Raw genomic sequence first — 12,097 nt, 5'->3', positions numbered from 1 at the left:
GATTTCGCGCCGCGCCTCGTCCAGCGTTGCTGCGCGCCCCGCCGGATCGATCAGGCGCGACAGATCGATCGCCAGACGCACGCCGGTGACCGATGTATTGAGATTGACGAGATTGGCTCGGATTTCCGGCAGCTCGACCTTGAAGCGGGCGAAATAGGCCTTTTCGAAAAGCTGCTGCAGCGTTGCCCGGGTCACCGAGGAGGACGGCAGCGCCACGTTGATGATGTGGGTCTGGCCGACGAACTGCATGTCGGCGGAGTGGGTGACGCGGATCGTCTCCGGCTTTACCGCTTCCTTGCCGATCAGCTCCTCGCCTTCGTTTCGGTGCCGTTCCAATACCCCATGAAGGCGCGTTTCGTCGAGCACCGACACCGGCTGGTTGATGGTGTTGACGAAGTCGTGGCGCAGGTCGGCAACGACGCAGCCGAGCGCGTTGGTGATGCCTGGACGCGCCGGCACCAGCACCTTGGGCAGGCCGAGTTCGCGCGCCAGGGCAGTCGCATGCAGCGGCCCGGCGCCGCCAAAGGCGAACAGCGCGAAATCGCGGGGGTCATGACCGCGTGACACCGACACCATGCGGATGGCGCCGGCCATCTTCATGTTGCCGAGCCGCAGCACCGCGCCCGCCGCCTCGACGCCGGACAGGCCGGTCGGCTTGCCGATTTTCTCCTCGAAGATGCCGGTGACGCGCTCTGATGTGACCGGGTTTTCGACTGCCAGCAGCTTCTTCGGCGCCAGCCGGCCGAGCACCAGATTGGCGTCGGTGATGGTCGGATCGAGGCCGCCGCGCCCGTAGCAGATCGGGCCGGGGTTGGCGCCGGCGCTTTCCGGGCCGATCTGGATCAGGCCGGCCGCGTCGACGCGGGCGATCGAGCCGCCGCCGGCGCCGACCGTGTGCACCGCCACCATCGGCACATGGATCGGCATGGCATATTCGATCTCGATCTCGTTCGAGACAGCCGGCTCGGCATTGCGGATCAGCGCCACGTCGGTCGAAGTGCCGCCCATGTCGTAGGTGACGAGGTTTTCGAAGCCGGCACGTTTTCCGGTGTAGGCGGCGGCGATGACGCCCGAGGCCGGACCGGACATGACAGTCTTGGCCGATTCACGTGTGACGAAGCGGGCCGAGATCATGCCGCCATTGCCGTTCATGATCAGGAAGTCGCGGGCATAGCCTTTTGCAGCCAGTTCCTTGCGCAGCCGCTCGACATAACGCTCGAGGATCGGCTGCACCGAGGCGTTGACCGAAGCGGTGACGCCGCGCTCGAACTCGCGCGCCTCCGACAGCAGCGCATGGCCTGCCGTGATGTAGCCGTTCGGCCAGAGCTCGGCGGCAATTTCGGTGGCGCGCCGCTCGTGCGCCGGATTGGCGTAGGAATGCAGGAAATGGATGACGAGGGATTCGCAACCGGCCGCGATCAGCGTCTGCACCGCCTCGCGCATTTCGGCCTCGTCGAGCGGTGTGCGTATCTCACCCGACGCCTCGACGCGCTCCGACACTTCGAGCCTGAGATTGCGCGGGATGATCGGCACGAAGCTGCCGGTCATGCCATAGGCCTGCGGCCGCGTGCGCCGGCCAAGCTCGATCACGTCGCGAAAACCGCGCGTGGTGATCATGCCGGTTTTCGCCAGCCGGCGTTCGAGCACCGCATTGGTGGTGGTGGTCGTGCCATGCACGATGAGGTCGATGCCGTCGATCGGAAATCCGGTGGCGCCGAGTGCCGAAACGACACCGAAGGCCTGGTTGTCGACCGTGGTCGGCGTCTTGGCCAGATACACCCTGCCGCCATCGCTTCCGTCGATCAGGAGCAGGTCGGTGAAGGTGCCGCCGACATCGATACCGGCAACGACATTTCCCTGGGGATCGCGCGCTTGCGCCGAAATATTCTCTTCCATCGTCGAAACCCGAAATGCGCGGACTACGGATATGCGTCAGTTTGGAAAGCTGTTTTAAGGGAGCATCTTGACGCAAATATCGTTTGTATACTAATAAATTCCGGACACAAGAGCTTGCCGCTTTGGAGTGTGCGAACAGCACGCCGGGACCTGAATGGTCCGGGCGCGCAGGTGAAGGTTTGGCGCCCGCGTCCGTGAGCTGGGCCAGAAGGTTGGATTTGATGAACACCACATCCGCTCTCAACACCGTCGGCGCCCGACCGCTGCAGTTCCCGATTCCGGCCAATGTCTATGCCGAAACCGTGGTCTCGGTGAAGCACTACACCGACCGGCTGTTCTCGTTCCGCATCACCCGTCCGCAGTCGCTGCGCTTCCGCTCCGGCGAGTTCGTCATGATCGGCCTGCCCAATGCAGAGAAGCCGGTGTACCGCGCCTATTCGGTGGCGAGCCCGGCCTGGGACGAAGAGCTGGAATTCTTCTCGATCAAGGTGCCGGACGGCCCGCTGACTTCGGAGCTGCAGAAGATCCAGGTCGGCGACACCGTCATCATGCGCCAGAAGTCGACGGGCACGCTGGTGGTCGACGCATTGACGCCGGCCAAGCGGCTGTTCATGATCTCGACCGGCACCGGCATCGCGCCCTTCGCCAGCCTGCTGCGCGACCCCGACACCTACGAAAAATTCGATCAACTGATCCTGACCCATACCTGCCGCGACAATGCCGAGATGACCTATGGCCAGGAGCTGGTCGCAGCACTTGAAAGCGACCCGCTGATCGGTGAACTGACCACTGGGCGCGTCACGCTCTACAATTCGACGACCCGCGAGGAATCGGCACGCATGGGCCGCATCACCGCGCTGATCGGCTCCGGCAAGTTCTACAGCGATCTCGGCATCGACAAGCTCAACCCGGAAACCGACCGGATCATGATCTGCGGCTCGATGCATATGCTGAAGGACGTCAAGGAACTGGCCGAAAGTCTCGGCTTCGAGGAAGGCTCGCTGAGCCATCCGGCGACTTTTGTCGTCGAGCGCGCCTTCGTCGGCTGAGCCGCACCAACATCTCGAAGTCTACGTTTTTGACCGCACGGTCAAAAACTGCTGCTTTCGCCGCCTTTTTCGGTTATGACCGCCCGCAGGACTCGTGAAGTACGGCTTCACGGGCTATCTTCGGCATACGTCGCTGAATGAAAGGGCAGGAGATGAGCAGCACAATCCGCGAAGCCGATGTCGGCCCGTCCAAGGTGACGCCGCTGCCGGCGCGTGCCGCCGCCAATACAGCCGTCCCGCACGATCATCGCATTGCGCGCAACCCCGGCATGAAGCTCGACCTTGGCTTCATGGAATCGGTGCGCAGCGTCAATCGCTCGGCGCTGGAACGGCGCGTCGCCAGCCTGACCAAGCGGCGCTCGATCAAGGCCGACAACCAGGCCGCCTGGCTGCTGCGCGCCGTCGCCTGCATGGATTTGACGACGCTGAATTCCAACGACACCGAGGAGCGCGTGCGCCGGCTCTGCGCCAAGGCGATCAACCCGTTCCGCCGCGACATTGTCGAGGGCCTCGGCATATCAGGTGAAATCATCCGCCCGGCCGCCGTCTGCGTCTACCACCCCTTCGTTGCCACCGCCGTCGATGCGGTGCGCGGCACTGGCATCCATGTCGCCGCCGTCTCCACCGCCTTTCCGCATGGCCTGGCGCCGCTGTCGACCCGTCTGCAGGAGATCGAGGCCTCGGTCCGTGACGGCGCCGACGAGATCGACGTCGTCATCCCGCGCGGCCTGGTGTTCGGCGCCAAGTGGCGGGAGCTTTACAATGAGATCGTCTCGATGCGCGCCGCCTGCGGTGATGCGCATCTGAAGGTCATCCTCGGCACCGGCGACCTCGCCACGCTGCGCAATGTCATGCTGGCCTCGATGGTGGCGATGATGGCGGGCGCCGATTTCATCAAGACCTCGACCGGCAAGGAAAGCGTCAACGCGACGCTGCCCGTCGGCCTCGCCATGGTGCGTGCCATCAGGGCCTATTTCGAGGAAACCGGCTATCTCATCGGCTTCAAGCCGGCCGGCGGCATTTCCACGGCCAAGGCCTCGCTCGACTGGCTGGTGCTGATGAAGGAAGAGCTCGGCCGGCCATGGCTGGAGCCGGACCTGTTCCGCTTCGGCGCGTCGAGCCTCTTGACCGACATCGAGCGCCAGCTCGAGCATCATCTGACCGGACATTATTCGGCCAATCATCGCCACGCGATGGCGTAAGCCTTTACCCCCACCCCGATCGGCTTTTGCCGATCGACCCTCCCAGGCGGGAGGGTGAAGGAGGCACCTGATGAACATTCTCGATCGCTATCACGCCATGGAATACGGCCCGGCACCGGAGGCCCGCAACGAGGCCGACGCCTGGCTTGCCGCGCGCGATTTCGGCAAGGCGCTGTTCATCGGCGGCGACTGGAAAGCCGCTGCCGGCGGCAAGACCTTCGAGACCAGCGAGCCGTCTTCCGGCAAGCTGCTGGCCGAGGTCTCGGACGCCAATGCCGCCGATATCGACGCGGCGGTTGCGGCCGCCGCCAAGGCGCTGCCGAAGTGGTCGGCAGCCTCAGGCTATCAGCGTGCCAAAGTACTCTATGCCATCGGCCGCGCCATGCAGCGGCATCAGCGCCTGTTCGCGGTGCTTGAGACTATCGACAACGGCAAGCCGATCCGCGAAAGCCGCGATATCGACGTGCCGCTGGCGATCCGCCATTTCATCCACCATGCCGGCTGGGCGCAGGCGCTGGACAGGGATTTCCCCGGCCATAGGGGTGTCGGCGTCGTCGGCCAGATCATCCCGTGGAACTTTCCGTTGCTGATGCTGGCCTGGAAGATCGCGCCGGCGCTCGCCGCCGGCTGCACCGTGGTGCTGAAGCCGGCCGAGTTCACGCCGCTGACCGCCATCCTGTTCGCCGAGATTTGCGAGCGTGCCGGCGTGCCGAAGGGCGTCGTCAACATCGTCCAGGGCGGCCCTGAGGCCGGCGTCGCCATCGTCAACCATCCCGGCGTCCAGAAGATCGCCTTTACCGGCTCTTCCGAGGTCGGCAAGATCATCCGCAAGGCCACCGCCGGCTCGGGCAAGAAACTGTCGCTGGAGCTCGGCGGCAAATCGGCTTTCATCGTCTTCGAGGATGCCGATCTCGACAGCGCCGTCGAAGGCCTGGTCGACGGCATCTGGTTCAACCAGGGCCAGGTCTGCTGCGCCGGTTCGCGGCTCCTGGTGCAGGAAGGCATAGCCGACGCCCTGATCGCCAAGGTCAAGACGCGGATGAGCCGGCTGCGCGTCGGCAGCCCGCTCGACAAGAACACCGATATCGGCCCGCTGGTCGATCTGACCCAGCTCGAGCGCGTCAAGGGCCTGGTTGCCGAAGGCGCCAGACAGGGCGCTGTTTGCTGGCAGCCGGATGCCGGGCTGCCGTCCTCCGGCTACTACCATCTGCCGACGCTCGCCACAGGTGTTTCGCCAGCTAACATATTGGCGCAAGAAGAGGTGTTCGGCCCTGTTCTGGCGACCATGACCTTCCGCAACACCGAGGAAGCGATCGAGCTCGCCAACAACACGCGCTATGGCCTCGCCGCCTCGGTGTGGAGCGAGAACGTCAACCTTGCCCTGCACGTCGCGCCGCAATTGAAGGCCGGCGTGGTCTGGGTCAACGGCACCAACATGTTCGACGCCGCCTGTGGCTTCGGCGGCTACCGCGAGAGTGGTTTCGGTCGTGAGGGCGGGCGCGAGGGTATGTTCGAATATCTCACGGCAAAATTGCCGCTCGGCCCGGTCATCAAGCCGGCGACGATGTCGGCGCAACCGGTCGAGCAGGCCGACGGCGCGGCAATCGACCGTACGGCAAAGCTGTTCATCGGCGGCAAGCAGGTACGGCCGGACGGCAATTATTCGCTCGCCATCGCCACCGCCAAAGGCAAGCTTGCCGGCGAAGTTGGGCTCGGTAGCCGCAAGGATATCCGCGATGCCGTCTCCGCCGCCCGCGGTGCCAAGGCCTGGCCGGAGGCGACCGCCTATAACAGGTCCCAGGTGCTCTATTATCTGGCCGAGAACCTTTCCGGCCGCGCCGGCGAGTTCGCCGCCCGTCTCACCGAATTGACCGGCGCCACGCCCAAGGCCGCGCGGGAAGAGGTAGAACAATCCATCGAGCGGCTGTTCCTCTATGCCGGTCTGGCCGACAAATTCGAGGGCCGCGTGCACCAACCGCCCGCGCGTGCCGTGACATTGGCGCTGCACGAGCCGGTCGGCGTCGTCGGCATCGTCGCGCCGGATGCCTCGCCGCTGCTCGGCCTGATCTCGCTGATTGCACCCGCACTTGCGATGGGCAACACCGTGGTCGCAGTGCCGTCGGAGCGCTACCCGCTGCTGGCGACCGATCTTTACCAGGTCATCGAATATTCCGACATTCCCTCAGGCGCCATCAACATCGTCACCGGTCGCAGCGCCGAACTCGCCGGCGTGCTGGCCAAGCATGACGATGTCGACGGGCTTTGGGTGTTCGCCGATGCCGAGACCTGCGCCAAGGCGGAAGCCGAGTCCATCGGCAACCTCAAGCGCGTCTGGAGCGGCAATGGCCGCGGCATCGACTGGGCATCCGACCAAGCCGCCGGCGACGCCTTCCTACGCCGCGCCGTCGAGGTCAAGAATGTCTGGGTGCCTTACGGCGATTGATGGCCTGCCGGTACTGTTCAGATCGTGTTCGGGCTTGACGCCCGGACAGATGTTCTTTAACGAGAAAAAACATCTTTATCAGTGAACGGTCAACGGCGCAGGCTGCACGATCACGCGTGACTGGCACATGACGCCTTGGCCAGCCGCAGGTAGACCCGGACTATCCCAGCGGACGAGGAGAACAGCATGGCGGATCTGGCAGGCAAGGTCGTTGTCGTCACGGCAGCGGCGCAAGGGATCGGCAAGGCGAGCGCACTGGCCTTCGCAAAAGCCGGCGCCATCGTCTACGCCACCGACATCAACGAGACGCTGCTGGCGGAACTCGCCAAGACGCCAGGGATCAAGACCCGCAAGCTGGACGTGCTCAACGACGAAGCCGTCAACGCCGCCTTTGCCGAGATCGGTGTCGTCGACGTGCTGTTCAATTGCGCCGGTTTCGTCCATTCGGGCTCGATCCTGGAGATGAAGGACGGCGACCTCGATTTCGCGCTGAACCTCAATGTCCGCGCCATGATCCGCACCAGCCGGGCCGTGCTGCCCGGCATGCTGGAACGCGGCGACGGATCGATCATCAACATGGCCTCGCTGGCCAGTTCCACCAAGGGCGTGCCCAACCGCTTCGTCTATGGCCTGACCAAGGCCGCGGTCATCGGCCTGACCAAGGCGATAGCCGCCGACTATGTCGGCAAGGGCATACGCTGCAACGCCATCTGCCCCGGCACGGTCGAGAGCCCGTCGCTGCAGGACCGCATGCACGCGCAAGGCGACTATGATGCCGCCCGCGCCGCCTTCATCGCCCGCCAGCCGATGGGCCGGCTCGGCACGCCGGAGGAAATCGCCGATCTGGCCGTCTACCTGGCCGGCGCCACGTACACGTCCGGGCAGGCCTACAATATCGACGGCGGCTGGTCGATCTGACTGCGGAATCTTGCGTGGGCCGGACGATCTGGCCCGTTGCCGGCGTTCAACAGGGGATCGAACAGTCTGAAAATCCCGCGCGCCGGCTATCTTGTATGGCGATCGCGCTTGTCCGTAGTCAGGTCGGTGAGTACGGTCCGCCGGTTCCTTGAAGGAGCAATCGCCTTGGCGGAAAGTTTGCAAAAGGCCGCGAGGCCGCAATCAGGAGAAGGATTTAGATGAAACTGCTGCGCTATGGCGAGGTGGGAAGCGAACGTCCCGGCCTGCTCGATGCGGATGGAACGATCCGTGATCTCTCCGCTCACGTCACCGATATCGGCGGCAAGGCACTCGATCCGGCATCGCTGGCAGCACTCGCCAAGCTAGATCCGAAGTCGCTGCCGGCGGTTTCCGGCAGCCCGCGCCTCGGCGCCTGCGTTGCCGGCACGGGCAAGTTCATCTGCATCGGCCTGAACTATTCCGACCACGCCGCCGAGACCGGCGCCACCGTGCCGCCGGAGCCGATCATCTTCATGAAGGCAAGCTCGGCCATTGTCGGGCCGGATGACGACGTGCTGATCCCCCGCGGCTCGGAGAAGACCGACTGGGAAGTCGAGCTGGCCGTGGTCATCGGCAAAACCGCCAAATATGTCAGCGAGGCCGATGCGCTCGACTATGTTGCCGGCTATAGCGTTGCCCACGACGTCTCCGAACGCGCCTTCCAGGCCGAGCGCCAGGGCCAGTGGACCAAGGGCAAGAGCTGCGACACCTTCGGCCCGACCGGCCCATGGCTGGTGACCAAAGACGAAGTGGCCGACCCGCAGAACCTCAAAATGTGGCTGACCGTCAACGGCAAGACGATGCAGAACGGCTCGACCAAGACCATGGTCTATGGCGTCAAGTATCTGGTTTCCTATCTCAGCCAGTTCATGTCGCTGCACCCCGGCGACATCATCTCCACCGGCACGCCGCCCGGCGTCGGGCTGGGCATGAAGCCGCCGGTGTTCTTGAAGGCCGGCGATGTGGTTGAACTGGGCATTGAAGGCCTGGGGCAGCAGAAGCAGACGTTCAAGGCGGACGTTTAGGCAGTACATTTCGGGGTCGGCGCTGCCCCCTCATCCGGCCGCTTCGCGGCCACCTTCTCCCCGCTGGGGAGAAGAGACTGGCGTCGGCGCTGACAATCTCCTCTCCCCTCGGGGAGAGGTCAGCCGAGCGAAGCGGAGGCTGGGTGAGGGGGCTGCGCCGGCGTATCTACTTCAGCACCTTCCCATCCGCACCAAACCGATACGTCTTCGCCGGATCCGGCGTCGCATACAGCGTGGCACCCGGCTCGGCATCGTAAACACCAAAAATCCGCACGGTGATCAGCCCGGCCTTCTCGCAGTCGAGATAGAGGTTGGTGTCGGCGCCGAGATGCTCGGCGTGCACCACCGTTCCCTTCCAGGAGCCGGATTTCGGATCGACGGTCAGATGTTCCGGCCGCACGCCGATGGTCCTGGCGGTTTCGCCGAGACGGGCGCCGTCGACGAAATTCATCTTCGGTGAGCCGATGAAGCCGGCGACGAACTCATTTGCCGGCGAATTGTAGAGCTCCATCGGGCCACCGATCTGCTCGATTTTCCCTGCGTTGAGCACCACGATCTTGTCGGCCAGGGTCATCGCCTCGACCTGGTCGTGGGTGACGTAGATCATCGTCGCCTTCAGCCGGCGGTGCAATTGCGCGATCTCGAGCCGCGTGTTGACACGCAGCGCGGCATCGAGGTTCGACAGCGGCTCGTCGAACAGAAACAGCTTCGGCTCGCGCACCACGGCGCGGCCGATGGCGACGCGCTGACGCTGGCCGCCGGAGAGTTCGGCCGGCCGCCTTTCGAGATAGGGCTCCAGCGACAGCATCGACGAGGCGATGCCGATGCGGCGCTCGATCTCCGGGGTCGGCGTGCCGGCCTGCTTGAGGCCGAGGCCCATATTGTTCTTCACCGTCAGATGCGGATAGAGCGCATAGGTCTGGAACACCATGGCGATGCCGCGCTTGGCCGGCGGCGTGGCCGAAACGTCCGCGCCATCGATGACGACGCGGCCCGAGGTCGAATCCTCCAGTCCGGCGATGACCCTGAGCAGGGTCGACTTGCCGCAGCCGGACGGCCCGACGAAAACGACGAACTCGCCGTCGTTCACTTCGAGGTTGATGCCCTTCAGCACCTCGACCGGCCCAAAGGCCTTCTTCACGTTCTCGATGTTCAGCGAGCCCACGGCTTCGTCCCTGTTCTAGAGTTTGACGGCGGCGCCACTGCGCACGCTCTCGTCGGCGGCAAGGCAGACGGCGAGCGATTTGACCGCGTCGTCCATATGTTTGGTGAGATCGAGATCCTCGCGGATTGCCTTCAGCACGAAGGCCTGTTCGAGGTCGCAGAGGTCCTGATGGCCGGGTTCGCCCTCCATCGACAACATCTCGTCTGGCTTGGCGAACTTGCCGTCCGCGCCGGTCGCCGCATTGTGCAGGCGGATGGTCGAGGTCTTGGTGTGGGTGTCGATGTCATCGGACTTCACACCTTCCTTCATGACGATCGACACGCAGCCATTGGGCGAGATGACGTCCTTCACGAAGAAGGCGGTTTCCGAAATCATCGGCCCCCAGCCGGCCTCATACCAGCCGACCGAACCGTCATCGAACAGCACCTGCAAGTGGCCGTAATTGTACATCGAGGGCGCGACCTCGTCGGTCAGCCGCACGCCCATGCCGCGCACTTCCACGGGCTTCGCATCGGTGATCTGCAGCATGACGTCGAGATAGTGCACGCCGCAATCGACGATCGGCGAGGTCGTCTGCATCAACTGCTTGTGCGTCTCCCAGGTATGGCCCGAGGATTGCTGGTTGAGGTTCATGCGGAAGACGTAGGGGCCGCCGAGCTTGCGCGCTTCGGCGATGAGCCTGATCCAGGACGGGTGATGGCGCAGGATGTAGCCGATCACCAGCTTCCTGCCGTTGGCCTTGGCCGCCGCGACGACGCGCCTGGCATCGGCCACCGTCGTTGCCAGCGGCTTTTCGACGAAGACGTGGCAACCGGCCTCGAACGCCTTCACCGCATAGTCGGCATGGCTGTCGGAATAGGTGGCGATGCAGGCGACATCGGGCTTTTCGTCACGCAATGCCTCGTCGAAGGAGCGCCTGATGCCGTAACCCGACAGCCCGTCCGGCAGCGGCACGTCGGAGCGATTGATCAGCGCCGCGATCTGGAAACCTGGATTGGTATGGTAGGCCAGCGCATGGCTGCGGCCCATATTGCCGAGGCCGGCGACGACGACACGCAGGGGTTGGGCCATTTCAATTCGCCTTTTCTTGACTGCGGGCTGCGAGAGCCACCATCACCTGTGGCTCACATTCATCTGCGACCCGCAGGGCTGCTTCTTCGCTGTCACACCGGGACAAAAGTCGAAAGCCATAGGCATCAACTCCGTCCTTGATCAGTGAAAGCCTCTGATCATCAGGCAAGGGATGCTCAAGGTTGAGCGCCTGCTCGAACGCTTTCGACTGCTCGTCTTCCATCTGGGAATTGACGCGCCAACGAATGTGACAATTGTATTCCTTCGGCCGGCGCTCCGGCCCAAGCCGTGCAAACCAGACAGCAGCGTTGATATAGAATTGCGGACCCCAGGAAGACTTCTGAAGGTTCAGCACACAGATCGTCTCCGGCCACTCTCGGTAGAAATTTTTGGCGCGAACGCCCCGGAATCCATAGTGGCTCGCTGTCTCGACGAGGGCCTGTACGATAGCTTCTTCCCCGCCGCTCACTTCACCGCTCCGGAAGTAATGCCGCGGATCAACTGCCGCGAGAAGATGACGTAGAGGATCAGCACCGGCATGATCGCCAGCGACAGCGCCGCCAGGATAGCGTTCCAGTTGGTGACGAACTGGCCGAGGAAGAGCTGCGCGCCGAGCGTCACCGTCTTGGTTTCTTCCGACGGCGCCAGGATCAGCGGGAACCACAGGTCATTCCAGATCGGGATCATGGTGAAGACGGCGACGGTTGCCATCGAGGGCCTGACCAGCGGCAGCACCAGGCGGAAGAAGATGGTGTATTCCGACAGGCCGTCGATGCGGCCGGCATTCTTCAGATCGTCGGACACCTGCTTCATGAACTCCGACAGGATGAACACGGCAAGCGGCAGGCCTTGCGCGGTGTAGACCAGGATCAGCGCCGTCAGCGTGTTGACCAGCCCGCTCGCCACCATCAATTGCAGGATGGCGACGGTGCCCAGCCGGATCGGGATCATGATGCCGAGCGCCAGATAGAGGCCCATCAGCGAGTTGCCGCGGAAGCGGTATTCCGACAGCGCGAACGCCGCCATGGCGCCGAACAGGAGCACGAGGAACAGGGAGGCGACGGTGACGACGAGGCTGTTCTGGAAATAGTGGATGAAGTCGCCCTGGCCGATGACGGTGGTGTAGCCGATCAGGTCGAAGGTTTTGGGCGTCGGCGGCGTCAGCGGCGCGCCGAAGATGCCGGCGCGGGACTTGAACGAGTTCATGATCACCAGGATCACCGGAAACAGCGCGATCACCGTGTAGGTCAACAGGATCGCATGGGCGCCGATGGTGCGGGGTACGGAAC

General features: G+C 63.9%; 10 protein-coding genes. 5 read left to right on the top strand and 5 right to left on the bottom strand.

Going from position 1 to position 12,097, the window contains the following annotated elements; genetic code table 11:
* On the bottom strand, positions 1–1,896 hold a 1,896-nt coding region (locus tag EN879_RS09645), incomplete at its 3' end, for a hydantoinase/oxoprolinase family protein (RefSeq protein ID WP_164774360.1).
* 221 nt (positions 1,897–2,117) lie between these two features.
* Here EN879_RS09645 and EN879_RS09640 point away from each other — a divergent pair.
* The 5 genes from EN879_RS09640 to EN879_RS09620 all read left to right on the top strand — a co-directional run bounded on the left by EN879_RS09640 (position 2,118) and on the right by EN879_RS09620 (position 8,572).
* Positions 2,118–2,945 carry a ferredoxin--NADP reductase gene (locus tag EN879_RS09640; RefSeq protein ID WP_063169685.1) on the top strand — a complete coding sequence of 276 codons (828 nt, stop codon included), beginning with the start codon at positions 2,118–2,120 and terminating at the stop codon, positions 2,943–2,945.
* 152 nt (positions 2,946–3,097) lie between these two features.
* A complete protein-coding gene (gene deoC, locus EN879_RS09635; RefSeq protein ID WP_063169684.1) occupies positions 3,098–4,147 on the top strand; it encodes a deoxyribose-phosphate aldolase in 1,050 nt (349 codons plus the stop codon).
* 70 nt (positions 4,148–4,217) lie between these two features.
* Positions 4,218–6,590, top strand: coding sequence for an aldehyde dehydrogenase family protein (locus tag EN879_RS09630; protein WP_024502141.1), 2,373 nt, complete (start codon positions 4,218–4,220; stop codon positions 6,588–6,590).
* 186 nt (positions 6,591–6,776) lie between these two features.
* Complete coding sequence (locus tag EN879_RS09625; RefSeq protein ID WP_013528567.1) at positions 6,777–7,508, top strand: SDR family oxidoreductase; 732 nt, start codon at positions 6,777–6,779, stop codon at positions 7,506–7,508.
* Positions 7,509–7,726: 218 nt separating this feature from the next.
* A complete protein-coding gene (locus EN879_RS09620) occupies positions 7,727–8,572 on the top strand; it encodes a fumarylacetoacetate hydrolase family protein (protein ID WP_024502142.1) in 846 nt (281 codons plus the stop codon).
* Between the two features lie 166 nt (positions 8,573–8,738).
* Here EN879_RS09620 and EN879_RS09615 read toward each other — a convergent pair whose 3' ends face one another.
* The 4 genes from EN879_RS09615 to EN879_RS09600 are packed head-to-tail and all read right to left on the bottom strand — an operon-like array spanning position 8,739 to position 12,080.
* Positions 8,739–9,737, bottom strand: coding sequence for an ABC transporter ATP-binding protein (locus EN879_RS09615; RefSeq protein ID WP_024502143.1), 999 nt, complete (start codon positions 9,735–9,737; stop codon positions 8,739–8,741).
* A 15-nt stretch (positions 9,738–9,752) separates the two neighbouring features.
* Positions 9,753–10,808 carry a Gfo/Idh/MocA family oxidoreductase gene (locus tag EN879_RS09610; protein ID WP_024502144.1) on the bottom strand — a complete coding sequence of 352 codons (1,056 nt, stop codon included), beginning with the start codon at positions 10,806–10,808 and terminating at the stop codon, positions 9,753–9,755.
* Position 10,809: 1 nt separating this feature from the next.
* Positions 10,810–11,277, bottom strand: coding sequence for a DUF4304 domain-containing protein (locus EN879_RS09605; RefSeq protein ID WP_013528571.1), 468 nt, complete (start codon positions 11,275–11,277; stop codon positions 10,810–10,812).
* Complete coding sequence (locus EN879_RS09600) at positions 11,274–12,080, bottom strand: carbohydrate ABC transporter permease (RefSeq protein WP_164774361.1); 807 nt, start codon at positions 12,078–12,080, stop codon at positions 11,274–11,276. The genes EN879_RS09605 and EN879_RS09600 overlap by 4 nt, the downstream gene beginning before the upstream one ends.
* Between the last annotated feature and the right edge of the window lie 17 nt (positions 12,081–12,097).

This window comes from Mesorhizobium sp. M7A.F.Ca.AU.002.02.1.1 (assembly GCF_003998535.1).
Classification (GTDB): Bacteria; Pseudomonadota; Alphaproteobacteria; order Rhizobiales; family Rhizobiaceae; genus Mesorhizobium; species Mesorhizobium ciceri.
Note: the sequence above shows the minus strand (reverse complement) of the source record. Positions and strands in the feature narration are given on the sequence as shown.